A 25,701-nucleotide genomic window follows, 5' to 3' on the forward strand; every position below is an offset into this window, starting at 1 on the left:
AAATATGGGACTCAACTCCAGATCCTGTCATGTGAGCGCACATCGTTCCACTGCGGGGTAGGAGCGAAGTACGATTTATCGTTGGCATGCAGGTGCTGCTTTACCACTTCATCATTCAGTTCTATGCCCAATCCCGGCGCCGTCAACGGCAGGTTGGCAAACCCTTTCGTGATCAGCTTCCTGCCATCGGTCGTTTTCACCAGGTCTTCCCACCAGGGAAGGTCGATCGAGTGATGTTCGAGCGAAAGAAAGTTTTGTGTAGCCGCCGCACAATGAACGCTTGCCATAAACGAAATGGGAGTACCCGCCTGGTGCATCGCCATCGCCACGCCATTCTCCTCGGCATAGTCGCCAATGCGCTTTGTCTCCAATAAACCGCCCGAAGACGCCAGATCGGGATGCACGATATCCACCGCCCGCTTATCGATCAGCGGCTTGAAGTATTTAAGCAGGTAAATATCTTCACCCGTAAGACAGGGCGTTTCCAACGCGTCGCTCAAAGTCTTCCATTGGTCGGTCAACTCCCACGATACGATATCTTCCAGCCAGGCCAGCCGGTACTTTTCGATCGCTCTTCCTAAGCGGATCCCATTATTCAGATCGAAGTGGCCGTAGTGATCGGAAGAGATCGGCGTTTCATAGCCCACCATGCTGCGTACATTTTCTACAATGCGCGCCAGTTCCTCCAATCCCTTATCCGTGATCTGGATCTGCGTCATCGGATGCAGCGTATTGGCGTACGACATGGAGTTGCGCATGTCACCCCACTGTGCCAGGTTGCCCTGCGCATTGCGCCACGCATCCGCATTGACCAGGGTGCCCGGCTTATCTTTCAGTTCATTGATCGATATATCCATCTTTAACCAGGTGTATCCCTGGTCTTTCAGGCGGTATTGGATCAGGCGCTTTTGTTCTTCCGGCGAACTGGCCTCGGGCGTATCGGCATACAAGCGCACTTTATCACGGTATCGACCACCCAGCAACTGCCAGGCCGGTACATTGTATGCCTTGCCGCACAAGTCCCACAAAGCCATCTCCACGCCACACACGCCACCGGCCTGCCTCGACTGTCCGCCGAATTGCCTGATCTTCTTGAATAGCATCTCCACATTGCAGGGATTCTCACCCAGTATGCGGCTCTTCAACATCAGGGCATAGCGTTCATCGGCGCCATCGCGCACTTCGCCCAATCCGTAAATACCCTGGTTGGTATCAATCCGAATCATCGCCGTGCGACCCAGTACCGTGGTAACACAATATCGCATGTCGGTAATCTTAAGGTCAGAAGGTGTCGAGAACCGGCGCACCTTTTGAGTGCTTTGCGCCACCACTTCTTCAATGGGCAACATAGCGCTCGCCGCGCCAAGGGCAATACCACCGAGGGTGGTTCGCTTCAGGAAAGAACGGCGGCTGTTCTGTGCAGTATTTTCCAACTCTCCATTCTCATCAACGCCAGACGTCATCGATGATGCATGGCTGCCAACGCTCCCCGTTGCAACAGGTTGAGCTATTTCAACAGGTACGGGGTCCTGCAACCCCAGTTTGTTCAGGATCTTTTGAGATGGTGTCATAACAGATAATTTTAGATGGTTTGTGTAAGGAGAAGAACAGCGTAGCCCGCAGGCAACGCCTCACCAGGTTCGTTGCTTCATGAATTCATCCAGCTCCTGGCGGCTCATCGGCAGTTTATCGGGATTGGCATCCAGCCATTGCAGAAAATCCTTTTTGATAGCATCTGTCCATTGTGTGTCGATCTGTCCGGGTGTATACTTCCCTTCGCGCAGCCGTTGATGGCCAAAGGCATCGCGCAAGGAAATAAACTCTGCATTCAATACTACTTCTTCCAACAGGTGGGCAGGAATGAAGACCACGCCGCCCTTCTTGGCCAGTACTGCATCACCGGGCAAAACAGTGGCACGCCCGATACGAATGGGCACATTGATGCCCCCCAGCATCATCTGTTGTATGTAAGAGGGATCATAACCTTTGATCCAGCCATTGAAACCTTTGATCTCTTCCAGACCTTCTATATCACGAACCGATCCATAAAAGATCACCCCGCGGGCCGATTTGGCATAGATCGCATTGCCGAGGTTATCGCCGATCAGCGTACCATCCACCACTTTTCCATAACTATCGGCCACATAGATATCGCCATTCTTCAACACATCGATGGGCCAGCTATTGGGCGCCCCAATGCGGGCTTCGGCTTTTCCCTTGTCTTTAATGATCTTGTCTACATCAGGACGCAAGGGCATATACTGAGCTGTAACGGCCCGGCCCGTCATCACCGAATCGGGATGGATCACCATCCATTCGCCTTCAAACTGGTTCATGTATCCTTTGTTGCGCAAAATGCCCCAGGCCTCTTCGAGGTGCACGCCTTTCAACCGTTCCAGTAGCTTATCAGGCACCTGGGGCCGGCCATCGGCCGATCGTTCGCCCTTCCACTCTGGCGTTAGTGCTTTGAGCTGCTCAGCCGTAAGGCTAACCTGTTGCGCCTGCACACAGGCACACGCTATCGTTAGTAACAGGAGAAAGAAGGTCCTTTTCATATAGCAGGTTTAAATTGTTGGCAATCGTTGGTTGGCTTTATAATTTGATCTTTTGTTTCGGGGGCGCTTCCGGCACCGCGTGTTTCTGTTGCAAGTTGCCGATGGCCTCAAACTCGTCGAATAGTTTGGTACTGAGCTTTTCAAAAATGCTGTAGTAATCTGCATACACCGCATGATGCTTCTTATTAGGCTTGTATACATCTGGTAATTCGACCGTGTCGGCTGCTTCGTCCAGCGTTTTGAAGATGCCCATCTCTGTTGCACTCAGCAGCCAGGCGCCATAACTCACGCTGTGCGACTGCTGCCTTACGCGTACCGGCTTATTGAACATATCGGCGATCAATTGTGTGCAGAAGGGGATGGTACCAAAACTGCCGTTTACCGACAGGCTCCTGATATTCCGCTGCTCGGCCAGCGAGCGGCCGATGCTGTAGATTTCATATAAAATACCTTCGATCGTAGCGCGTACAAAATGCTTGCGCTCATGTTTGATGTTCAATCCGAAGTAGGCACCCCGGGCGTTTGCATTCCAGATCGGCGCCCGCTCACCCAACAGGTAGGGGAGAAACAACAACCCATCTGCCCCCACTGGTACCTTCGAAGCCTCTTCGATCAATTGCTGCATGCTTTGTTCTGCATCGAAGGGATTGGTGAAATCGCCAAACTGCCTGGTGAACCATTCGAAAATATTACCGCCATTATTCGTAGGGCCACCCGATACATAACTATTCTCTGTTAGCAGGTAGTTGAAGAAACGCATCTGCTCATCCTGTAGAACCGCATCCCCCATCACGCGCACCGCGCCGCTGTCTTCGATCGTGATCGTAGCATGGCCTTCTCCTTTCACGCCGTCACCCAGGGTCGCCAGGCAACCATCGCTCGAGCCAATTAAGATCTTCGTATCGGCCCCAAGACCCAACGATTGCTGGTAAGCCCGCTTCAGTTTGCCCGCCTGAGCAAATACCGGTGCCAGCTCGGGCAGCCGGGATGCATTGATGCCCGCGTACTGTAAGGCGTCAGGTTCCCAGCTGATCGTATGAATGTTCAACAACCCAGTAGCCGAAGCAATACTGTGATCGATGAGGTACTCACCCGTTAGCTGGTGAATGATATAACTCTTAATGGAAAGGAACTTGCTGGTTTGTTTGAACCGCTCTTTATCAAGGCTCCTGATCCACGCGATCTTCAACAGCGGGCTCATCGGATGTATCGGCGTACCCGTAGCCGCATAGATCGACCGGCCCAAAGCCGACTGGCGCAGCTCCAAAGCTTCCTTTTTAGCACGGTTATCACTCCAGGTGATCGCATTGCCCAGCGGATTACCATTCTTATCCACCGCCAGCACACTGTGCATCGCCGCACTGAAACAAATGGATACTACTTTGTGCTTTTTCGGATGAATGCATTCATTCAACAGGTTCTTCAACACATACAGGGTGGTGATGAAGATCTGCTCCGGATCCTGCTCGCTATGGTCTGGCTCAGTATGAAAAGTTGGATAATACCCCTTCAGGGAACCGATAACACGCCCGTTGAGATCGAAGGCGAATACCCTGATCCCATTGGTTCCTAATTCTATCGTAATAATGCATTTCATGTTTAACGAGGTTATTTATTACGCAAATGATTATTCCTGAATTCGCTCGGCCGGTAACCAGTCAGTTTTTTAAAGGTGGTCGAAAAATGTTGTGACGAATAGAAGCCGGTGTCCAGCGCAATGTCGGTAACACTGATATCAGGCCGTTTCAACATTTTAATAGCTTCCGAAATACGGATGTTAATGAGGTAATTGATGGGCGAAAAACCGGAATAGCTTTTCACCCGCTCCGTAAAAAGGGTAGTACCCATACCTACCAGCGCCGCCATTTCTTCTACTGTCCATTGATGGGCAAGGTTTTCCCGCAATACTTCTTCCAGCCGCATAAAGGTTTTGGGAAAGTCGCGCCCGGGATGACTTTGCCGCGTCATATGCCGTGTGATCTGAATCAGTAGTTCGTCGATGAGGTGATTGATACGCGCCTGGTAGCCGATCTCATGGCCAAACAATTCAGTCTGAATACTCTTGAGGATCTTACCCGCATCCTGGAAATGAGAAAGCACCGGCGAACTGCTGAGCGATAACAACTTACCGATGGCAGCGCCTTCCGCTTCCGATAATCCGCTCCATTTACCCGGCAGGATATGACCATTCTCCTGTTTCTGAATATTAAGATGCACCCAGGTAAAAGAACCGATCTCCAGCACACCATGGTCGCTGCCAAACGATGTGCCGGGCATTATCAAAACCACATCGCCGGGGTATAAGACATATGCTTCGTGGTTGAGGCGCCACTCGAACTTGCCTTCTATTATATAATATATGCGGATGCCTTCGGTGGCAGTGGAGGGGAATGCGTGTAACTGAATGGAGCCATTCTTTTTTGCGCCCACTTCCAGCAGGTGCGGAAACAACCGCAGCTCAGGAGATTTACCGTGTTGGAGCACAAATTGATTCATATGGCTTAAGCAGTTAGGCTGAAACAATCGCTAAAAACGGAACCTCTATAAAGAAAGGAAATTTATTCGTGTCAGATGTACAAAATTCAACGCAGTTTTATTTTGGTAGTTTTTGAGGCGAATAGCAGATAATTTGCTACCGTAACGATTATCTCACCAAAACAACTTGCCGGTATGAAAAAGCTCACCAGCGGCAGGCCATCCCGCATCGCGGGACCATGGCTGCTTTTCATCTTTCTTTTTCTACAATCCGCCGCCCACGCCCAAACCATCACAGGAACCGTATCGGATGAAAAAGGTACGAAACTTTTCAACGTATCTGTGTTGATAAAAGGAACCTCACAGGGAACCACCACCGATAGCGTTGGCAAATACAGCCTTGCTGCTGCAGCCGACGTTGTACTTGTATTTAGTTCCGTAGGTTTTAAGAGTTCAGAAATACCAGTTGGCGGCCGCCGGGTCATCAATATTACGCTTACTTCCGATGGACAGGATCTCGGCGAAGTGGTGGTTACCGCACTCGGTATCAAAAAGCAATCCCGCGCACTCGGTTATTCAGCCACCAGCGTAAAACCAGAAGAACTCACAGTAAACCGCACCAGCAATGTAATGAACTCCCTGCAAGGAAAAGTGGCCGGGGTCAATATCTCCTCGCTGGGTACCGGCCCGGGCGGCACGTCCAAAATAAGGATACGCGGACAATCGTCGCTGGCCGGACAAAACAATCCGCTCATTGTTATTAATGGTGTACCTGTCGACAATACCAACTTCAACGACAACACCATTTCCGTAAAAGGAGGGGGCGTGTATGCGGATGGTGGTGATGGCCTTTCCAGCATCAACCCTGACGATATCGAGAGCATGACCATCTTAAAGGGGGCACCTGCATCGGCCCTCTATGGATCGCGTGCAAAGGATGGGGTAATAATGATCACGACTAAAACAAGGGGAAAAACAAAAGGCATTGGAGTTACTTACAACCTCAATTATACCAACGATACACCGCTTGACTTCACCGAATACCAAAGCGAATACGGACAGGGAGAGAACGGTGCAAGGCCAACAGCGCCCAATCCCACGTCGGGCCAATGGTCCTTTGGCGAAAAGTTTGCCGGCCAGTCACACATACTCTTTAACAACCTCACGGTTCCCTATCAGCCACAGGGTAGTCGCATCAAGGAGTTCTACCGGAACGGACAAAACATAGCGAATACCATCGCTTTCGAAGCAACCAGTGAAAAAGGAGGTTTAAGACTTTCACTGAACAATACCGATAACCAGGGGATCATGCCCAATAACTCCTTCAACAGGAAAAGCATCAATCTCGGTTTTAGCTACAATCTCACGGAAGAGTTCCTGGTGTCGGGTAGCGTTAATTATTCGAAGGAGTATAATAAAAACCCGCCCAATATTGCCAACCAGGACAACTCCATTCCAACCACACTCATGGCCATGTCTACCTCCATGCCATTGAGTGTACTGGATGCCAACAAATTCAATGCAGCCGGTAACGAATATCCCTGGTCACGGTTTACCAACCGAACCAATCCGTACTGGGTATTGGCCAGTCAATTCCACAATATCAGGCGCGACCGCTTATTCGGCAACGTCGCCTTAAAATATAACTTGTTACCCTGGCTTAGTGTGCAGGGCAGGATGGGGCAGGACTATTGGTCGCGCGATGAGGACGTGAACAATTTCCCCACGGGCCAGGCATCGCGTGCTGCGGCGCCTCCCGGTTTTGTCAATGGTATATTTACCCAGGAGAGCCGTCGCTTTCGTGAAACCAATCTGGACTTCCTGATTAATGCCAACAAAGAATTTGGCGATATCGGAGTAAACCTGACAGCCGGTGGCAACCGTATGCGCAAGCGCTCGGATATCAACAATGTGGTGGTCACCGATTTCATCATTCGCGACCTCTACACTGTACAGAATGGCCGTGCCAAGGACCCTGTGTACACGCTAATAGAACAGGGCGTTAATTCTTTATACGGATCGGCCGAAATCAACTGGCGGCAAACCGTCTACCTCACCGGAACGGCCCGCAACGATTGGTTCTCGACCTTATCACCGGCCAACAGGAGCATCCTCTATCCATCGGCATCGGCCGCCTGGGTATTCTCCGAACAACTCAAAACTTCCAGCTGGCTCAACTTTGGCAAACTACGGCTCGGCTATGCAGAGGTAGGCAGCGATGGCGATGTAGCGCCCTATGCCGACCAGTTGTTCTATACCCCAAATGCCAACTTCATCAATAACCCCAGTGGCACACCCGTACCCGTTGGTACCAGCAATATCGCCAATGGAGCCACCGGTACCACATTGCCCAATCCTAACCTAAAGCCAAGCCGCGTGTCGGAAGCAGAAGTCGGCCTGGAATTGCGGATGTTTAACAACCGGGTAAATATAGACGTTGCTGCATACAGAAAGATCACCAAAGATCAAATCGTTTCCGTGCAGATATCCGACGCCTCCGGTTATTTCAATACCCCGATCAACAGCGGCAAGAGCCGTAACTATGGTTTCGAAGCGATGGTCAACCTGGTCCCCATCAGGAACCGGCACTTTAGCTGGGAGTTTACCGCCAATACCTCCTATAATATCACCAAAGTATTAAGCATCATCACCGACAAACCCGGCGAACGCATCACTACCGGCACCCACGTATTCAATGGCGAAACCCGCCAGGTAGTAGGAGAAGAGATCGGTCAGATAGCCGGCTATGCCTATGCCCGCGACGCCAAGGGCCAACGGATATTTCAATCGAATGGATTGCCCTTACGTACCGGAGATTTTGTATTGTTTGGCAGCGCACTTCCTAAATGGGTTGGCGGCTTTATGAATACGTTCAACTATAAGGGCGTACACCTGATCGTTTTCGTGGATTATAAATTGGGCAATAAAGTACTTTCCGGCACCAACTTCAATGCGGTGCGGCACGGCCTGCATCAGATGACCCTCGAAGGCAGGGTTAGCGGTGTCAAAGGAAATGGCGTAGATGCAAACGGTAATCCCAACAATGCAGTAGCGCCGGTACAAACCTATTGGGAACACCTGCGTTCTCAGCAGATCGTTGAACCTGTGATCTATGATGGGGGCTATTGGAAGCTGCGGCAATTGTCGCTGGGGTACGACTTCACCAAACACCTCCCGGCCAAATGGCCCATCAAGGGTGTGAAGCTTGACTTTGTAGCCATGAACGTATTCATCATCAAGAAGTGGGTCGATAATATCGATCCCGAAACCTTTGGTTTTGGGTCCGACAACCAGGTAGGGCTCGAATCGCCGGGCCTGCCTACGACACGCAGTCTTGGTTTGAACCTGAACATCAGGTTTTGATTAGCTACCGCTATAGCCACAATGCTATCATTCTAAAAAGAAAACAAATGAAAAAGATATTCCGCTATATAGTACCGGTATTCCTTGTCTTCGCGATTAGTTCCTGCGAAAAGGGATGGTCGGACCTCAACGTGAACAAAACAAGCCCTACGTCATTAGATCCGGCCCTGTTGCTCAACCAGGCGGTGATCAACAGTTCATGGCCGGTAAAAACGCTCGTATTCGATGTGGGCATCGTGCAACAAATGATAACGCCCAATGGCGGTGTACTGGCAGGCGCCAATTTTAACCAGGATAGCCGGGACATCACTACCCAGCCACTTTGGACGGCCTATTATCAAAGTGTGATCAAGAATACCTACGATGCCCTGACCCGCTCCAAAGACCTCACGGCGCGTCCCAACATGTACCAGATGGCACGCATCTACCAGGCTTATGTGTTTATGATCCTCACCGATGCCTATGGCGATATCCCTTATACTGAAGGGGGCGCCGGCCTCACCAGCCGCATCCTCTTTCCGAAATACGACAAGCAGCAGGACATCTATCCCAAGCTCATCCAGGAGCTCACAGAAGCAGCAAACGCTCTCAATGCCACTGCCACCATTGAAACCGGTGATGTATTATATGCAGGCGAAGTGGCCAAATGGAGGAAGTTTGCCTATTCACTCTTATTGCGCGCGGGTATGCGCCTCGTGAAGATAGACCCGGCCAAGGCACAAAGCACCGTACAGGCAGCAGTAGCCGGTGGCGTTATCACCACCAATGCCGACAATGCTTATATCCGGCACGACGCCAACTTTACGCAACCCATCGGCGGTACGCTTAATGGCAGCGAAGCTGCCAACTTCTATCTTACCAAACCATTTGTTGATCAACTGAAGAACACCAACGACCCACGCCTGCAGGCCATCGCCATCCGATATGTGGGAGCCGCCAGCGGTGCGGGTCAAACAGTGGCCGTCGGCAGCACCGATCCCGCCAAGCAGATCGGTATGCCCATGGGGAAAGACAATGGCACCATTGCCGCAGCGGCCACAGCCGACGGCCTCGTGAGTTTCTATGATTATAGCCAGGTCGACCGGCGCCGCATGGTAAAAATATCTTCCCCGGTATTTCTCGTCACCGCCGCGCAAACTAACCTGCTGCTCGCCGAAGCCCGCCACCGTGGCTGGATCACCGCTGGCACGGCCGCCCAGTATTTTGCTGACGGTATACGCGCCCATATGGACCAAATGGCCTTATACGATCCCAATAGCGCCGTGGCTGGATCTGCCCGTGATACCTATGTGGCCGCCAACCCGCTGAACGCCGGCACCGAGCTGCAACAGATCAATACACAATATTGGATCGCATCTTTTCTCATTGGTCCCGAAGCATTCGCTAACTTTAGAAGGAGCGGATACCCCGCCCTTACACCCAACCCCTACGGACAACCCAATAATCCCGATGTACCCAACGGCACCTTTATCAGGCGGCTCACGTATCCCACCTCCGAACTGAGTGTGAATACGGACAACGTGAACACGGCTATCAGCAACCAGGGGGCCGACAAACTGAGCACAAGGATTTGGTGGGATAAACAATAGCAACATGAGCGAACACAAACTACGCAGCCACGATTGGTTTGGCAGAAAAGACAAGGACGGCATTATTTACAGGAGTTGGATGAAGAACCAGGGCATGCCCAATGATATGTTCGACGGGCGGCCTGTGATCGGCATCTGCAATACCTTCAGCGAACTCACCCCCTGCAACGCCCATTTCCGCGATCATGCCGAAATGGTGAAGCGGGGTGTATTGGAAGCCGGTGGCTTCCCGGTGGAGTTTCCCATCATGAGCCTGGGTGAAACACTATTGAAGCCCACCGCCATGTTGTTCCGCAACCTCGCCAGTATGGATGCCGAAGAAAGCATCCGCGGAAATCCCATCGATGGGGTGGTATTGCTCACCGGCTGCGATAAAACCACGCCTTCAACGGTGATGGGCGCTGCCAGTGTAGGCTTACCTACGATTGTGGTACCCGGCGGCCCGATGCTGAACGGGCATTACAAAGGGCAACAGATAGGCTCCGGAACCCATGTGTGGAAATTCGACGAAGACATGAAGACGGGCAAAATGACGCAGGAAGATTGCGAGTTTGCGGAAAGCTGTATGAGCCGCAGCATTGGTCATTGTATGACGATGGGTACGGCCAGCACGATGGCCTGCATGGTAGAATCGCTTGGCCTCACGCTGCCCGGTGCAGCAGCCATACCAGCGGCCGATAGCCGCAAAAAGCAAATGGCCCAGCTCAGTGGCCGCCGTATCGTAGAAATGGTGCGGGAAAACCTCACGATCGATAAGATACTCACCCGCGAAGCCTTTGAGAATGCCATCAAGGTGAATGCCGCTGTAGGAGGATCGAGCAATTTCATCATCCACCTCATCGCGATCGCCGGCAGGATCGGCGTGCCCCTGCAACTCGAAGACTTCGACACGCTTGGCAGCAAAATACCCTTGCTGCTGAACCTGATGCCATCGGGCAAATACCTGATGGAAGACTTTTTCTATGCAGGCGGACTACCCGTGATATTGCATGAACTGCGGGAACACCTGCATAAGCAGGTGGTGACCGTTACCGGAAAAAACCACCACGATAACCTGCAAAAAGAGGTGAAATGTTATAATGAAGAGGTGATAGCGCCGCTGTCGAAACCGTTTATGCCCGAGGCGGGCTGCATCGTGATAAAAGGAAACCTCGCCCTGCATGGCGCGGTAATGAAACCCTCGGCTGCCACGCCGGCCCTGATGAAGCACCAGGGCCGGGCCGTGGTATTTGAAAGTATTGAAGACTATCATGCCCGTATCGATACACCCGACCTTGATATCGATGCCAGTTGTGTGATGGTATTGAAATACGTGGGGCCAGTGGGTTATCCCGGCATGCCCGAAGTGGGCAATATGGCCCTTCCCAAAAAGCTGCTGCAGCAGGGGGTAACCGATATGGTGCGCATCTCAGATGGCCGCATGAGTGGCACCGCCTATGGCACAGTGGTGTTGCACGTCGCCCCCGAAAGCGCCATCGGCGGCAACCTGGCCCTGGTAGAGAACGGTGATATGATCGAACTCGATGTGGCGCAGCGCCGCCTGCACCTCGACGTACCTGAAGAAGAACTGGCGCGGCGCCGGGCAGCATGGACTCCCCCCAAACCCGCCGCCAGCCGCGGATACGTGAGCCTTTATATCAAACATGTATTGGGAGCCGATAAAGGGGCCGACCTTGATTTTCTGCAGGGCAATTCAGGATCGGCCGTTACCAGAGATTCGCATTAAACCATCCCTGGATCACAACACGCCATATGAAATTATACAAAACAAGCTCGGGCCCCGTCGCAGAAACCGAGGGCCGGTATTACCGGATCATCGAGAACTGGGAAACCCTAGTCAATGACGACCAGCTATACGAGAAACTCGAACACCTCATAAAGGCAGCACCCGCCACTGAAGATGATATCATCGATGAGTTGCTGCCACCCATGGGCAGCCACCAGGAATTATGGGCCTGCGGCGTTACCTATTTACGCAGTAAGATCGGCCGGCAGGAAGAGAGTCAGGCCGCCGGCGGTGCAGACTTCTATGCCAAAGTGTATGAAGCAGAACGCCCCGAAGTATTCTTCAAATCCACCTACCATCGGGTGGTTGGTTCAGGCGCACCCGTACGCATCCGCAAAGACAGCACCTGGGATGTACCCGAACCGGAACTCACCCTTGTGGTTACCGCAACCGGCAAAATAATCGGCTATACGGTGGGCAATGACATGAGTAGCCGCAGCATAGAAGGGGAGAACCCTTTGTACCTGCCACAGGCAAAGACCTATGATGGCAGTGCAGCAGTTGGCCCCTGTATATTTGTAACCCGTGAACCGTTACCACCTGACACCACGATCCACCTCGCCATTAGCCGTAATGGCCAGGAGGTATTTACAGGTACTGTGCAGATCAGTCAAATGAAAAGGACACCCCAGGAACTGGTGTCCTTCGTATACCGGGAATGCAGCTTTCCGCATGGCAGTCTCATCATGACAGGCACAGGCATCGTGCCCGGGCACGACTTCACCTTGCAAAGTGGTGATCGCATCGCCATCACCATCGACGGCATTGGTACACTCCAAAACACCGTACAATAACGCATGACCATCCTCATCATCGTACTGGCCATCGGGTTACAGATATATCTTTCGGCCAAGAAAGTGAGTCCGTTCCTATCCTTATTGATAGTAGCCATCCTGGCCGGGCTCAGCCTCGGCATGAAACCCGGCGAGCTGTTGCAATCCATCGAGAAAGGAGTGGGTAGTACCCTGGGCGGATTGGCGCTCATCATTTGCCTCGGCGCTTTTCTCGGTAAGATACTGGAGGTAACCGGCGCGGCTGAACAGATCACCACGACGCTTATTCGTGCATTTGGCATTAGTAATATCCAATGGGCTGTAATGCTCACCGGTTTTCTCATCGGTATACCGCTCTACTACAATGCGGGCTTTGTGATCCTGGTGCCGCTGGTGGTAGCGCTCACCCGTAAAACTGGCCTGCCCTTGTTGTACATCGTGATCCCGATGGCAGCCTCCCTCAGTACCACGCACTGTTTCCTGCCACCACATCCCGGTCCGGTCGTGCTCGTGAAAGCATTCAATGCCGATATGGGCAAAGTGCTGCTGTATGGCATCGTTATGGCCATCCCGGCCGTCATCGTGGCCGGCCCCTTGCTGGGCAGGATACTTAAAAACTTAACCACTCCAGCGCAGGACCAGGCTTTGACGGCCGCAGCGGCAGCCAGCCGGCAACCGCTGCCTTCAGTAGGTGCCAGCTTGTTATTCGCCCTGATGCCGGTAGGGTTGATTGCCATGGGCGTATTGGCAGCGCAGTTGCTGCAAAAAGAAACAGCGCTGCACAGCGTCTTCCATTTCCTCGGCGATCCGGTGATCGCCTTATTAATAACCGTGCTATTGGCCGTTTACTGGCTGGGTATACGGGCTGGCCAAACCATGACGCAGATGATGAAACTGCTGTCGGATGCCATTGCAGGAATCGCCATGATCCTGTTGATCATAACGGCAGGCGGCGTATTCAAGCAAGTACTCATCGATAGTGGAACGGGCAGTTATATAGCAGGTTTCAGCAGTCACTGGCAAATGCCGCCTTTGTTGTTTGCCTGGGTCATTACTGCCTTGTTGCGGGTGATGATCGGTTCAGCTACCGTGGCCGGCATCACGGCAGCGGGTGTTGTTGCGCCCTTGCTGACCGCGGGCAATGTATCGCCCGAGCTGATGGTGCTGGCCGTAGGGGCGGGGAGTGTCTTCGGCTCCCACATCAATGACTCCGGCTTCTGGATGTTCAAGGAGTTCTTCGGACTCACCCTTCCTCAAACCCTGCGTTCCTGGACGGTCATGGAAACCGTTATATCTGTCATAGGGCTGGCAGGGGTATTGGTGCTGGAAGCCATTTTATAGCCTGTGAATCTTTAGTCAGTCCCGAAAAATACGTTCAACAGCTTTCCCGCCTCGATTCGATCCGTTAATTTTGATTGTACGGTATACACACAGCCGGCAAAGCATTCCTGTTATGAACAAAGGCTATAACGACATCCAGTGGGTTATCCAGCGCAATCTTACCAATTCGAACGATCTACAACAGCTGAAAACAGCCTGTTCAGCAATAGGTGTCGACGTCCTGGAGATCGACATTATCCCATTTACCAGTCAGCTACCCGATTTCTCAAAAGACAAGCAGAGCATATTCTATGGCTCCACTACCATGGGCAAACTGGTGATGGCCAACGCGGGCCTTCAGGCTGGATTCTTTTTCGACCCGGCGGCCTTCTCGATAGCCAATTACCTGGATAAATGGGGGACGCATATGTTGAATCATGGTGCTCAGGTTACCTCTTTTAACGAATTGATGTCGAAAGACTATGAGGCAGACAAACTCCTGTTCATCCGTCCCGATGACGACAGCAAATCCTTTTCCGGGGAGGTAAAGCAGTATAGTGAGCTCAGGCAATGGTTTGATCACCTGAAAACAGTGGAGAACACAGACCTATCGCCAGATAGCCCGATCATTGTATCTGAGCCATATCATATTCACTTCGAATGGAGGCTTTGGATTGTCAATAAAAGGGTAGTGGCCGCCTCCAAATACCGGGAAGACTTCCGGCTGAAGAAGGAGCGGGGCTGTCCGCCCGAAGTGATCCGCTTTGCAGAACAACGTTGCCTGGAATATACACCGCACGACCTGTTTGTGATGGACATCTGCGAAACAGGTGGCAACTATTACATTGTTGAATGCGGCTGCCTGAACAGCGCTGGTTTTTATAATGCTGATATAATTGTGATTGTCAGCGAGGTGACGGAAGCATTTGCAAGGAGGAATAAATAGACAGACTTGTCTATTTCAGTCAAAACCCCTACATTTGTTCTGAAATTGCCAGGTATGGATAAACCAGGTCCCAAAGAACGAATACTCGAAACAGCTTCCCGACTGTTCCACCAACAGGGGTACAACAGCACCGGCATCAACCAGATACTGGAAGAAGCTAAAGTGGCCAAGGCCAGCCTCTACCAGCACTTTACCTCCAAAGACGATCTCGGCGTGCATTACCTGCAGGTAAGCCGGCAGGAGTGGTTCGCCGGCCTCGACCAATGGACCGGCAAAAAGAAATCAGCCCTGCAGAAACTACTGGCCTGCTTCGATTTCCTCGAATACGCCATGCAGCAGAACGGATTCCGTGGTTGTAAGTTCATCAATATGCTCTCCGAAATTGGAGATACCAGCCCCGTCATGTCAAAAGCGATCCTCGAGCATAAAGCACGCCTGAGAAACTACCTGAAAGCATTCATACAAGATGCCCTGACCAGCCAATCAGCGGCTACTATCGATCTCACCGGCGACGCCATCTACTTATTGTTTGAAGGCGCCATCGTAGAATCGAAGATCTATAAACAGCCCTGGCCCATCCAAAAAGCCAGGGACATGGCCAAACTTCTGCTAAGCCAGCGCTAATTTTTTTAACCATAAATAGACAGACTTGTCTACATCAAACCAGCCATGCAAAGACGAACACTCGTAAAGAAACTTGCAGCCATCGCTGCGCTGCCGCTAACGGGGATACCTGTTGCCGCCATCGCTCATAAAGGTGAACCAGCACCCGAAGCGATCGCGACTCCCCGGCCAGCCGCTGCACAAGCCACATTACTACAACCCGACGACCCCGCCAGCTCCCTGGTATTCGATCCACCACAGGAAATCGCACCCGGCGTTTATTTCCTGAAAGGCAAAACCACCTATTTCGCCAGCGGCAATTTGCAGGAGGTGGAATGCAATAACGGCTGGATCATCTTCGACGACTTTGTGCTGCTCATCGATGCCAATTATCCGGCAGCCGGTCCCACCATCCTGCAGGAGGTTCGCAAAACGACCAACAAGCCCATTCGCTTTGTCTTCAACACGCATCACCATGGCGATCACCTCTACGGCAATGGCTACTGGGCACAGCAAGGCGCAACTGCCATCGCCTACGAAGGGTTGATCGGCGAACTGCAACGTTTTGAAACTGGCTATTATGGTACCAATCCCGGCCGCTGGGAACAGGTAGCACAAAAAAGAAGCGACCTGAAAGGCTTTACCTTATTGCCCCCGCCTGTCACCTTCAAACAAAGCATGGTGATAGAAGACAAACACCGGCGGGTAGAACTCTTGCACCTCGGCACCGGCCACACCATGGGTGATGGTGTTGTATGGCTACCCAAAGAAAGCATCCTCTTCACGGGTGATTCCTGCCTCAATGGCCCCTATAACCTATTTCGCGATGCCGACATCAAATCCTGGATTCCCACCCTCGATCGCATGGCCGCGCTGAAGCCTGCTATCCTCATACCCGGCCACGGCGCCCTGGGCAATGCTGAGACCCCCGAACGCCAACAACACTACTTCAGATCGGTATACGAATGGGTATCCGCAGCGAAGAAAGCCGGCAAAACCTTTGAACAAATCGCACCAACGATACCCGCGCTCCGGCAAATCATCGCCGCCGATCCCATAGCCGTCACCTACCTTATACCGGCACCCGAAATAGCTCCAGGATTCTCACTCGAAGCCCATGTAAAAAGAATATTCGAAACAATCTAAAATAATACGAGATGGAAAAAAGATATCCCATACCGCCCTTTACGGCTGAGACCGCCCGTCAGAAAGTACAGGCCGCCGAAGACGCCTGGAACACCCGTAATCCCGAAAAAGTAAGCCTCGCCTATACCATCGATACCGAATGGCGCAACCGCGTCGATTTCGTACATGGCCGCGAAGCGGTGCAACAATTCCTCTCCCGCAAATGGGAGCGGGAACTGGATTATAAGCTCAAAAAGGAACTCTGGGCCTTCACCGAAAACAAGATCGCCGTGCGCTTCGAATACGAGTGGCACGATGCCGCCGGACAATGGTATCGTTCCTATGGCAATGAAATGTGGGAATTTAACGAAGACGGGTACATGCAGAAACGATATGCCAGCATCAATGATGCTCCCATCGAAGAAAAAGACAGAAGAGTATTGTAAAAGAAAGCCGGTCGCCCCACCAGGAGCAACCGGCTTCTTCGTTCGTTAAAGCCCGCTACAGGGTCTTCTTCAGCTTCACTTCTACTTTATCGCCATCATTCTTGATCGTTACCGTCTTTTTAGCTACAGCCGTGGCATTGCCGCTTACATTATACGTCGTCGTATTGGCAGTAGAGCCCTGGAACATACCATTGATGTAATGGTCGGTATAACCCACCGTTTCTGTGCGGCTAGATGTGTGTACATAGCCAAACTCCGAATACAACAGGTATTCCCCCTCTGTGAGGTTGGTGAACTCGAAATGCCCTTCATTGTCGTACACCGTAGCCACCTTGATACAGCCCGCTGCGCCGTCGGGAAGGGGAATGGCGCGACCTTTCTTGCGGGCAGCATCATTCAGCTTGATCCACTCTTTAAAGAAATCGGTATGCGGGATCAGGATCACTGTAGTGCCTGCCCTGGCATGTTGCTTTTTATTGATGTTCAGAATGGCCATCCCCTTCAACATACCTTCATTTTGATTGTCACGCGCAAAGGCCACACCCAGGATCACCGAATTACCACCTGTGATCATTTTCATGGTGGCAACTTTGTCGAAGGTGGTAGTAAAAGGATTGAAATCGATCTCCCGGTCTACGAGCAGTAGCTGTTGTCCATTCGTTTCGATCTCCACCTTCCACAGGCGCCTTGTTTCTTTATCGATATAATATGCATACCTGTCTTTGGTAGCTTCTTCATACACGTTAACCTTCCACACCTTGTGCTCGCCGGTCAGGCTACTGGTGTAAATATTACTTTTCACTTCCTCGATCAGCGCTTTCTTCGTATTGCCAGCATTGCCGGGCTTATAATCGTACACTGGAAGCTCAGCCCTGTAACCCGATGTAAGTGGCAGCGACCCCAGCAAGTACGGATAGGTATAGCTGTCGAAGAAATTATTGGCCACCGCCTCCTTGATAGCGTGACGTCTCTTCGTTTGCTTGTCGTAATAATGTCCCGTCACTTCCTTGCCATAATGCACTACCATTTGGCGTGCCTTACTGTTCGATGACCGGTAGATGGGGTGAAAAGTCTGCCCATGTGAAATACTCGTATCGATCGACACCTCATCACCTCCCTTTACCTGCAGGGCAGTGATCACTTTCAACGCTTTGTCATCGGCATTGATCTTAATGGTAAATGTGCTGATCTCCATTTGCTGACCACCTATATTCGCGTAACAACCCATTTCAAAAACACCGTTTTTGATCCACTGCTTGTCCAGCGCCTGACCGCCAGGCGCCACAACAGATTGGGCATTGCTACAAAGGGAAGCGGCAAGGAAAAAACCGGAAGCCAACAAGCGGGCCCGGAGACGATAGGTAAGATGTATATTTATCATGAGGGTGAAAATGATCGGTGTAAAATAACCGGCAAATCCCGAAAAAAAAAACACCTCAAAATTAAATAGTCCCCTTACCAATACCATTCCCCGAAAAGAAGTAATTATTTCTACTGGTTTTCCAGTAGTATACTTTCACCGATCACAATCTTACTTCTTTGCCCGCATACCTAAGATCACCTGGTACACGAACAAAGGCACCGACCAGCCCATCCAAAACAGGGAAGGGGAGATCGCTTCAAATGTCCCAAACCCGATATGCAGCAGGAATTTAAGCACCAGGCCCGATACGATGAACGCCAGCGTAACGATATAACTGCGCGTCATCCATTCCTGGTGCAATACGAATTTCTTACGCAGCGCCGCCCAATAAGCAATCACCGTAGAAATGATCCAGACACTCACCCAAACCTGCAACGAGAAGGCATACGCCCAGTTTACTTCGTAGGCAGTTGTATAGCTGAGGATCAGCGCACCTACCGAACTCACCAGGATAGCCAGCAGGTACAGCACACCCAGCCAGCGATGCAGGTTAACATACCGGGTCCGCAACCGTCCCCAGAATTGCAGCGGACCAAGGATCAAAGCCCCGCCGCCGCCGGTGATATGCGCGATCAGCACCCAGCGCAGTGAAAAATACTTATCAAGCGCAGCAGGCGTCATTTCGAGGAAATGATCGGCGCCGCGCATAAAAAAATGGGTGATTAAGAAAATACCGATCCAAAACAATAATTGTGGAATAGTGATCAGCTTGGACAAAGGATACTGCCTGGTGCTGCTACCGGTCCCGGAACCTTTTATCATCTGCGACATCTCTTTCATTTTTTGGGGATGAATAATGAGCCCGCAAATTCGCAACGGTATGTCGGCCATCCAATAACCGACTTGATAATCAGGTACCGAAAAATTATTCGGTATGGCTGTCTGAAGGACCATCGCAGGGAAATGATTAATTTTATCCCTAAAGCGTATAAGATGTACGAGAGAAAGATAAAGGAAGACCTCGATTGCGGCATTGTAGTGGCCATGAAGGTGTTTGGCTCCAAATGGAAACCCTGCATCATCGATGCCATTGGTCGCGGCATTAAACGCCCCAGCGAGCTGCACCGCGCTATTACCAGCACCAGTGCAAGGGTCATCGATATGCAATTGAGCGAACTGATGGCGCACGGCATCGTAACCCGGAAGATCCATGCAGGTTTCCCCCTTTTCGTCGAATACAGCCTTACTGCCGTAGGCGAAACGATATTGCCCATCCTGGAACAGTTGAATACCTGGGGGCTGAATAATAAGCATATCCTCGACACCCCGGAAGAAAACGGGGCAACAGGAGAGGACGCCTTCCTTTCAAACAAACGCACACCCGTTAGCAGCATTTGCTAACTGCTCCCCACGGAATAAAAGTCCCCCCCGATGCTTTGGCAGCTTACTGCCCTTCGATGCCTTGTTGCCTGGGCGCCTCCATTCCCCCCCAAAAAAATTCCATTTCCCCCTTTGGCCAATTTCAGTTAGATTCGTAGCAAAATCGGTATAGCTTATACACTTGCAAAGCACACACCCATGCTAAAATTCACTAACCATTGCTCCAAAATTCTGGTGGCCAGTCTGTTCCTGTCAACAGCCGCCAGTAGCCAAACCAACAACGGCTACACCCAATACGTCAACACCTTTATCGGCACCGCCCCCATGAACGATCCTAAGATCCTTGGGTACGAATTGCCCCGCGGATGGCGCTCCTGGGCCGGACTTACCTTTCCCGGTTCCTCCCTGCCCAATGCCATGGTACAGCTGAGCCCTATGACCGAATACGGATCCGGTGCCGGCTATGAATACGAAGACTCCGTCATACTCGGATTCACCCATACCAACAAAGGCCACTGGAACCTATGTAATATTCCCATCCTGCCCTTGTCTGGCGAAGGCGCCACCTTTGGCTCCCGTTTCTCCCATAAAAAGGAGAGTGCGGCGCCCGGCTATTACCAGGTTTATCTCGACGACTACAACGTCAATGTTAAGCTCACCTCCACCTTACGTTGCGGCTATCACCAATATGAGTTTAAGAACAACACTGGCCGCAAGCTCCTTTTCGATCTCGGCAAAGCCAACAGTCGTCCCAATACCTGGCGCATAGAACAGGCTGGCACCAACGTGATCCAAGGGTTCCAGGGTGGTGAAAACGTGTACTTCTACGCCATTATCAATACCAACATCGAAAAGATTGAAAGGAAAGACGAAGGCCAGCGCAACGGCTACGCCATCGCTTATCTCGCTGATGGCAGCACCGGTCCGGTAGAAATTAAGATAGGATTGTCGTTTGTTAGCATGGACAATGCCCGTCGCAACCTCGAACAGGAGATCGGCAACAAATCATTTACTGACATCCGAACTGAAGCCACCAATGTTTGGGAAAAAACACTGTCCACCATCCAGATAAAAGGCGGAACCGGAAAACAGCAACAAATGTTCTACTCCTGCCTGTACCGCTCCTTGCTTTGGCCCGCACTGCGCAGCGACGTTACCGGCGAATACACCGATGCAAAAAGGAATGTGACCAAGGCCAACTTCAATTACTATACAGAACCCTCCTTGTGGGATACCTATCGCAACAAAGATGTGTTGTTAAGTCTGATCTCCCCGAAAGTAGCCAACGATGTCATCAAGTCGATGAAAGACGTAGGTGAGAAAACAGGTTTTATACCCACCTTCTTCCACGGCGACCATGGCCAGTCAACCATCGCCGGCGCCTACCTCCGCGGTATCGGCGATTTCGACATCAACGCTACCTACCAGTTGCTTTTACACAATGCCAATGTGGAAGGACGTGCACGTCCCCACCTCAACCAATACCTGAAACTCGGTTACATCCCCGATCCGGAGATCGCCAATCCTCATGTGGAAACAAAGGCAGCAGCCGGTGTATCTAAAACCCTTGAATATTCCTACGACGACTATTCCCTGGCCCAGATCGCCAAAAAGCTGAAGGATACAGCCAACTATCGCATCCTGATGGAGCGATCGAAGAACTATCGCAACATGTTCGATCCCTCCACCCGCTTCATGCGCGGCCGGCTCGCCAATGGTAACTGGATTACCCCCTTCGATTCAGAATACCCGTATTACGAATATATGTACCGCGAAGCCAACGCCTGGCAGGTGTCGTTCTTTGCACCACACGATATGAAAGGATTGATCAAGTTATACGGTGGTCCCAAAGGCTTCGAATCCAAGCTGGACTCTTTGTTCACCGTACCCTGGAATCCCAAACACATTGCGCGCAACGTAGAGTCAATGATCGGACAATATTGCCATGGCAACCAGCCCGATCACGAGGCTCCCTTTGCCTATTACTTTATTGACAAACCCGCCAAATCACAGAAGATCATCGATACCATCCTGAATACCTTGTATGGCATCGGCGACGACGGACTGGCACTTTGTGGCATGGATGATGCAGGGGAGATGTCGGCCTGGTATACCTTCACGGCACTTGGCCTGTACACGTTTTCGGCAACCGATCCCGAATACCTGGTCACCGTACCACTGTTTGATGAAGTGAAATGGAAAACCAGTACCGGACTAACGATCACGATCACTAAAGCAGGTAAAGGAAGAAACCTGAAGTCGATCAAAGTGAACGGTAAACCCATCAAAGGATACTTCGTACCGCACGAATTATTCATCAAGGGAGGAAAGATTGAAATTGGGGTGAAGCCGGCATAATACAATTGCCTATTAATATCTATTTACAGCCGGCCCGTTGGCCGGCTGTATTTTTGGGGGAAGGGCGCCAAACCGCTGCTCCTGCACAACATCATATTGCTTTACATAATCAGGATGCTCGGTCCTCATCCACCGGTCCCACCAGCGGAAATACAACCCGTAATTGCCTTTGAATTTGCTGTGGTGCAGATTGTGGTATACGGAAGTATTGAACACACCGAACCAATAAGAATGCCTGAAGCTGCGCGGCATGATCTCATAGCCCAGATGACCATATACGTTGATCACAAATGAAGCCAGTGAAAACCATATTACCGCCGATCCGTTCATTGGCAACACAAAAGCCAGGATTACAACGATAAAAGCCTCCGCGATCGCCTCCAGCACATTAAACGAATAAGCCGCCCAGGGCGATGGATTGGTAGACCGGTGATGTGTAAGGTGTGTGAACCGAAAAACACTTTTGTGATGCAGCGCGCGGTGCATCCAGTAAAAATAAGTATCATGAACGATCAACGCTAACACTACCGATACCGGCATCCACCATACAGGATAACCGTTATTCTCCCTATACATTATCGTATAAGAGCGGAAAGGGGTGAACCAAACCAGGCAGGCTATCAGCGTCAGCACAAAGCTCGATATGGAAGAGTGCAGCATCTCGCGCAGGAAGTCTTTAACACGGGCCGCGTTACTTTGGATCTTATGTCGTTTAAAATAAGCCTTCCCGATAATATAAAACACTACAAAAGGAATGCCTGCCATCACAAAGTAGCGGAGAAAAGTGATCCAGGTGAGTTCGCCAAGCAGTTTCCAGGACAATGACATAGGTGGTCTGTTTAGGACCTAAAACTAACAGCCAATTATCCAAAAACGATTAACAAAAGATAATTACCGTTTGGAACGGGCAATGCGGGTGCGGATGCGACTCAGGGATACAGGCGTTACCCCCAATAGACTGGCCAGGTACTTGCCCGGGATACGTTGCACTACATGCGGCCGGTCGGTCACCAGTTTCCGGTAACGCTCTTCGGGCGACAACAGCACAAACGACTCTACCCGCTTAACAACCGCACCCAGCAACTCCATCAGGAAATAATGGCGCATGGCCTCGAACTCCGGATGCTTCGCGAACAAAGTCTCAATAGCATCGTATTCCATCACCAGCAGAGAAGTCGGTTCCATCGCTTCACATACAAACCGTGAGGGCTGCTTGAATATAATATTATCATGAGAACCAACGAACAGGTCTTCCCAGGTAATGCTCAGGGTCAGTTCTTCTCCCTGCTCATTGCAGAGCCAGGTGCGCATCAGGCCCGATTTAACATAGGCGATCTTCGACCCCATTTCACCTTCCCGGATAAAGACCTCACCGGCTTCAAGGTGCCGCTCCTTAGCCAGCGACAATACCTTGAACAGATCATCGACGGTCAGGGAAGGAAATAGCTTTAAATAAAAAGATAATTTGTCTGCGGTGAGCATATACGCAATATCCGAAATTTCAGGCAGGCGCACGCAACAAAGCCATAGTAATCGTTCCCGTTCACCCTGACAACTTTTACCGACAAAGATACCTTCAGGGGCCGACAGCCGCCTAAGCAAAAAAGCGTCCCGGTCAGGAGACGCCTTAATGTTAGAATAGTAAACAATCCATCAGCACTTGCTAGGGGCAAACCACCGTATAGGCGCCACCCGTATAATTCTTCCACACCCCATTACAGAGATAATTGATATTGACAGTAAAGACAGTGGGCGCTGCCGGCGGGCCTGGCGTACAGGAAATTACTGTAAAAGTGAGTGGGGTAGTACCCGCTTTTAATAGTTAAGAGATACGCAGGACCGGTCCGTGCAAAAGAAGTTACATGTAAGCGTTATTAAAAATAACCATAACGTTTTAATATACCCTTCCACAACCGCAGAAACTGTTTACCCTTATTCACCAGTATTAATCAACATTTACCCCGCCGTACCACCACGCGTCAATTGCGGCAAAAATTCTCCTCCGCTCATACCGGGTATTGAAGCATTCACCACCCGAATCAGGCGGCCCAGCCATTAGTCGCCCGCATCACCAAAACAGCCCTGCCTCTTTTGCGTTAATACTAACTTATCCAAAGAAAATTTCCCCTACTATGAAGACTGAAACTTCAACCTACCACTTTCCATTTATTGGGGCCGGCAATGCCGACTACTACGAATGGGCATCTATTACCATCCGCCTGAAACAGGAGCCAACCAAACAACAACAGCAACAGATTGCCAAATCCAGACCTGGGGTCTGGAAAACCGATGACGATATCTTCCACGGCAGGATCATCTCGGTGATCAGTGATCAGTTCGTCAACATGTGGATCCAGGAATCCTATGGCAATGATGATGAGGAAATGGAAGACGATGCGGATGACTTTTTTGAAGACAATCCCGAGTTCTACGCCAGCAAAGCATCCAAGGCTGCATTTGAGAAAGATATTGAACGGTGGCTTCATGAAATACACGCCATCTGCCCCATCGAATTCGCCTTCCGCAACGAAGATGGTGAAGCCGGCGGTACTGAATTGTCACCCTGGCATGAACACAGTATTACCTTAACCAAAGAGCTGATCGCTACCTGGTCTGCCGATCCACAACTCGCGCACCAGGGCAAGGAGGAAGCGGAATACTTTCGGGAAGCAGTAGGTGGTATCCTCCATTATGCCGGCATCAGTGAAGGGGAGATCAGCGAACCATTAGCCAGCTACCTCCATCCCGATGGCGAAATAAAACAACTGCTCGAAGCTGCCGATCCCAATGCCATCGGCGACTATCTCCGCAAGATCAAATCTATGGATCACGACGCTGCCAGCCACGATGCCATTCAGGAGGCCATCGACGAGCACTGTATCCAGCTCTGTGTAGAAAGGGAGTATGCCACCATCTATAAGTTGCATTTCCTGTACAGGAAAAAGACCTTGCTGGAAAACCCCATCATCGGACCTTTCATCTATGCAGCCTGGCTAAACAACGACAAACAGCTCATCAAAGAAACCCTGCAGCAGATTGGTCATCCTTGCGAAATGAACAACAACATCGGTCATTTTATCGTAAGTGACCTGTTCCCGGAACAGAAATGGGTCGATACTATACAGCTGTTCACCCTCGCGCTCGACAACGAAGCACCAGCCTCCTGTGAATACCTCGAATTGTACTGCAATGCACTCTATGTGTGCCAGAACGATAACACGGGATTACCCATCGACAAAGCCCTGAATGAACGGTTCCTGAACAAATGCCTGCCCTTTGCACCTGCCAATCCCGCCATCTATTTCAATGCGGCCTGCCTGTATGTGGAGATGAAAGATTTTGAAAAGACGCTCGAATGCATCCAACTCGCAAAGAAGCATACATTCGACGGGTATGAAGGTATGATGGAAGCTATTGCTACAGGAAGCATATTCGCTGAATTTCTCGGGTATCCACCCTTTAAGAAGTGGAACAAATAAGCCATAAAAAAACAAGAGGGTGTCTCAAAATTTGAGGCGCCCTTTTTTCTTTTATGGCGCTGTGTGGAGTTTTACTGTGATGGTCTCGGGATTGGGCAGTAGTTTAATGTGAGGACCGGTTAACTCAAGTCTTTGAGGGA

General features: G+C 51.0%; 20 protein-coding genes. 12 read left to right on the forward strand and 8 right to left on the reverse strand.

Annotation, left to right across the window (positions count from 1 at the left end):
• Nucleotides 1-11: 11 nt before the first annotated feature.
• The 4 genes from P2H89_RS35235 to P2H89_RS35250 are packed head-to-tail and all read right to left on the reverse strand — an operon-like array spanning nucleotide 12 to nucleotide 5,051.
• Complete coding sequence (locus P2H89_RS35235; protein WP_275836271.1) at nucleotides 12-1,571, reverse strand: mandelate racemase/muconate lactonizing enzyme family protein; 1,560 nt, start codon at nucleotides 1,569-1,571, stop codon at nucleotides 12-14.
• Nucleotides 1,572-1,631: 60 nt separating this feature from the next.
• Nucleotides 1,632-2,555, reverse strand: coding sequence for an RraA family protein (locus tag P2H89_RS35240; RefSeq protein ID WP_275836273.1), 924 nt, complete (start codon nucleotides 2,553-2,555; stop codon nucleotides 1,632-1,634).
• Between the two features lie 37 nt (nucleotides 2,556-2,592).
• Nucleotides 2,593-4,152 (reverse strand): gluconokinase, encoded by a 1,560-nt coding sequence (locus tag P2H89_RS35245; protein WP_275836275.1) that lies wholly within the window; start codon nucleotides 4,150-4,152, stop codon nucleotides 2,593-2,595.
• Between the two features lie 11 nt (nucleotides 4,153-4,163).
• Complete coding sequence (locus tag P2H89_RS35250) at nucleotides 4,164-5,051, reverse strand: helix-turn-helix domain-containing protein (RefSeq protein ID WP_275836277.1); 888 nt, start codon at nucleotides 5,049-5,051, stop codon at nucleotides 4,164-4,166.
• Nucleotides 5,052-5,225: 174 nt separating this feature from the next.
• Here P2H89_RS35250 and P2H89_RS35255 point away from each other — a divergent pair, with 174 nt between their 5' ends.
• The 9 genes from P2H89_RS35255 (at nucleotide 5,226) to P2H89_RS35295 (ending at nucleotide 16,981) form a co-directional block, all read left to right on the forward strand.
• Nucleotides 5,226-8,393 (forward strand): SusC/RagA family TonB-linked outer membrane protein, encoded by a 3,168-nt coding sequence (locus tag P2H89_RS35255; protein ID WP_275836279.1) that lies wholly within the window; start codon nucleotides 5,226-5,228, stop codon nucleotides 8,391-8,393.
• Nucleotides 8,394-8,440: 47 nt separating this feature from the next.
• Nucleotides 8,441-9,982, forward strand: coding sequence for a SusD/RagB family nutrient-binding outer membrane lipoprotein (locus P2H89_RS35260; RefSeq protein WP_275836281.1), 1,542 nt, complete (start codon nucleotides 8,441-8,443; stop codon nucleotides 9,980-9,982).
• Between the two features lie 4 nt (nucleotides 9,983-9,986).
• The gene (locus tag P2H89_RS35265) at nucleotides 9,987-11,708 is read left to right on the forward strand and encodes an IlvD/Edd family dehydratase (protein WP_275836283.1); all 1,722 of its coding nucleotides are present in this window, start codon (nucleotides 9,987-9,989) and stop codon (nucleotides 11,706-11,708) included.
• A gap of 26 nt (nucleotides 11,709-11,734) precedes the next feature.
• Entirely contained in the window at nucleotides 11,735-12,562 is an 828-nt protein-coding gene (locus P2H89_RS35270) for a fumarylacetoacetate hydrolase family protein (RefSeq protein ID WP_275836285.1), read from the forward strand.
• 3 nt (nucleotides 12,563-12,565) lie between these two features.
• Entirely contained in the window at nucleotides 12,566-13,882 is a 1,317-nt protein-coding gene (locus tag P2H89_RS35275) for a gluconate:H+ symporter (protein ID WP_275836287.1), read from the forward strand.
• 112 nt (nucleotides 13,883-13,994) lie between these two features.
• Nucleotides 13,995-14,807, forward strand: a complete 813-nt coding sequence (locus P2H89_RS35280) for an ATP-grasp domain-containing protein (protein WP_275836289.1) — start codon at nucleotides 13,995-13,997, stop codon at nucleotides 14,805-14,807.
• 54 nt (nucleotides 14,808-14,861) lie between these two features.
• Nucleotides 14,862-15,431, forward strand: a complete 570-nt coding sequence (locus P2H89_RS35285; protein ID WP_275836291.1) for a TetR/AcrR family transcriptional regulator — start codon at nucleotides 14,862-14,864, stop codon at nucleotides 15,429-15,431.
• Nucleotides 15,432-15,476: 45 nt separating this feature from the next.
• Nucleotides 15,477-16,556 (forward strand): MBL fold metallo-hydrolase, encoded by a 1,080-nt coding sequence (locus P2H89_RS35290; protein ID WP_275836293.1) that lies wholly within the window; start codon nucleotides 15,477-15,479, stop codon nucleotides 16,554-16,556.
• An 11-nt stretch (nucleotides 16,557-16,567) separates the two neighbouring features.
• Complete coding sequence (locus P2H89_RS35295) at nucleotides 16,568-16,981, forward strand: nuclear transport factor 2 family protein (protein WP_275836295.1); 414 nt, start codon at nucleotides 16,568-16,570, stop codon at nucleotides 16,979-16,981.
• A 55-nt stretch (nucleotides 16,982-17,036) separates the two neighbouring features.
• On the opposite strand, the gene P2H89_RS35300 is transcribed toward P2H89_RS35295, so the two are convergent.
• Both P2H89_RS35300 and P2H89_RS35305 read right to left on the reverse strand, forming a co-directional pair.
• The gene (locus P2H89_RS35300; protein WP_275836297.1) at nucleotides 17,037-18,362 is read right to left on the reverse strand and encodes a hypothetical protein; all 1,326 of its coding nucleotides are present in this window, start codon (nucleotides 18,360-18,362) and stop codon (nucleotides 17,037-17,039) included.
• 150 nt (nucleotides 18,363-18,512) lie between these two features.
• Complete coding sequence (locus P2H89_RS35305) at nucleotides 18,513-19,175, reverse strand: DUF2306 domain-containing protein (protein WP_275836299.1); 663 nt, start codon at nucleotides 19,173-19,175, stop codon at nucleotides 18,513-18,515.
• 162 nt (nucleotides 19,176-19,337) lie between these two features.
• On the opposite strand from P2H89_RS35305, the gene P2H89_RS35310 reads away from it, so the two are divergent.
• Complete coding sequence (locus P2H89_RS35310; protein ID WP_275836301.1) at nucleotides 19,338-19,745, forward strand: helix-turn-helix domain-containing protein; 408 nt, start codon at nucleotides 19,338-19,340, stop codon at nucleotides 19,743-19,745.
• A gap of 177 nt (nucleotides 19,746-19,922) precedes the next feature.
• A complete protein-coding gene (locus tag P2H89_RS35315; protein WP_275836303.1) occupies nucleotides 19,923-22,082 on the forward strand; it encodes a GH92 family glycosyl hydrolase in 2,160 nt (719 codons plus the stop codon).
• A gap of 12 nt (nucleotides 22,083-22,094) precedes the next feature.
• Here the strand turns inward: P2H89_RS35315 and P2H89_RS35320 are convergent, their stop codons facing one another.
• Together P2H89_RS35320 and P2H89_RS35325 are read right to left on the reverse strand one after the other, a co-directional pair.
• Nucleotides 22,095-22,910, reverse strand: coding sequence for a sterol desaturase family protein (locus P2H89_RS35320; RefSeq protein WP_275836305.1), 816 nt, complete (start codon nucleotides 22,908-22,910; stop codon nucleotides 22,095-22,097).
• 63 nt (nucleotides 22,911-22,973) lie between these two features.
• Nucleotides 22,974-23,564, reverse strand: a complete 591-nt coding sequence (locus P2H89_RS35325) for a Crp/Fnr family transcriptional regulator (RefSeq protein WP_275836307.1) — start codon at nucleotides 23,562-23,564, stop codon at nucleotides 22,974-22,976.
• 650 nt (nucleotides 23,565-24,214) lie between these two features.
• Between P2H89_RS35325 and P2H89_RS35330 the strand changes: the two genes are divergently transcribed.
• Complete coding sequence (locus tag P2H89_RS35330; protein WP_275836309.1) at nucleotides 24,215-25,561, forward strand: hypothetical protein; 1,347 nt, start codon at nucleotides 24,215-24,217, stop codon at nucleotides 25,559-25,561.
• Nucleotides 25,562-25,701 lie beyond the last annotated feature (140 nt).

Origin of the sequence: Paraflavitalea sp. CAU 1676 (assembly GCF_029223285.1) — a bacterium.
Lineage (GTDB): Bacteria > Bacteroidota > Bacteroidia > Chitinophagales > Chitinophagaceae > Paraflavitalea.

Bases quoted from the DNA above. Each gene is read 5' to 3' on its own strand.
- P2H89_RS35235 (WP_275836271.1), bottom strand. From the start codon at position 1,571: ATGACACCATCTCAAAAGATCCTGAACAAACTGGGGTTGCAGGACCCC.
- P2H89_RS35240 (WP_275836273.1), bottom strand. From the start codon at position 2,555: ATGAAAAGGACCTTCTTTCTCCTGTTACTAACGATAGCGTGTGCCTGT.
- P2H89_RS35245 (WP_275836275.1), bottom strand. From the start codon at position 4,152: ATGAAATGCATTATTACGATAGAATTAGGAACCAATGGGATCAGGGTA.
- P2H89_RS35250 (WP_275836277.1), bottom strand. From the start codon at position 5,051: ATGAATCAATTTGTGCTCCAACACGGTAAATCTCCTGAGCTGCGGTTG.
- P2H89_RS35255 (WP_275836279.1), top strand. From the start codon at position 5,226: ATGAAAAAGCTCACCAGCGGCAGGCCATCCCGCATCGCGGGACCATGG.
- P2H89_RS35260 (WP_275836281.1), top strand. From the start codon at position 8,441: ATGAAAAAGATATTCCGCTATATAGTACCGGTATTCCTTGTCTTCGCG.
- P2H89_RS35265 (WP_275836283.1), top strand. From the start codon at position 9,987: ATGAGCGAACACAAACTACGCAGCCACGATTGGTTTGGCAGAAAAGAC.
- P2H89_RS35270 (WP_275836285.1), top strand. From the start codon at position 11,735: ATGAAATTATACAAAACAAGCTCGGGCCCCGTCGCAGAAACCGAGGGC.
- P2H89_RS35275 (WP_275836287.1), top strand. From the start codon at position 12,566: ATGACCATCCTCATCATCGTACTGGCCATCGGGTTACAGATATATCTT.
- P2H89_RS35280 (WP_275836289.1), top strand. From the start codon at position 13,995: ATGAACAAAGGCTATAACGACATCCAGTGGGTTATCCAGCGCAATCTT.
- P2H89_RS35285 (WP_275836291.1), top strand. From the start codon at position 14,862: ATGGATAAACCAGGTCCCAAAGAACGAATACTCGAAACAGCTTCCCGA.
- P2H89_RS35290 (WP_275836293.1), top strand. From the start codon at position 15,477: ATGCAAAGACGAACACTCGTAAAGAAACTTGCAGCCATCGCTGCGCTG.
- P2H89_RS35295 (WP_275836295.1), top strand. From the start codon at position 16,568: ATGGAAAAAAGATATCCCATACCGCCCTTTACGGCTGAGACCGCCCGT.
- P2H89_RS35300 (WP_275836297.1), bottom strand. From the start codon at position 18,362: ATGATAAATATACATCTTACCTATCGTCTCCGGGCCCGCTTGTTGGCT.
- P2H89_RS35305 (WP_275836299.1), bottom strand. From the start codon at position 19,175: ATGTCGCAGATGATAAAAGGTTCCGGGACCGGTAGCAGCACCAGGCAG.
- P2H89_RS35310 (WP_275836301.1), top strand. From the start codon at position 19,338: ATGTACGAGAGAAAGATAAAGGAAGACCTCGATTGCGGCATTGTAGTG.
- P2H89_RS35315 (WP_275836303.1), top strand. From the start codon at position 19,923: ATGCTAAAATTCACTAACCATTGCTCCAAAATTCTGGTGGCCAGTCTG.
- P2H89_RS35320 (WP_275836305.1), bottom strand. From the start codon at position 22,910: ATGTCATTGTCCTGGAAACTGCTTGGCGAACTCACCTGGATCACTTTT.
- P2H89_RS35325 (WP_275836307.1), bottom strand. From the start codon at position 23,564: ATGCTCACCGCAGACAAATTATCTTTTTATTTAAAGCTATTTCCTTCC.
- P2H89_RS35330 (WP_275836309.1), top strand. From the start codon at position 24,215: ATGAAGACTGAAACTTCAACCTACCACTTTCCATTTATTGGGGCCGGC.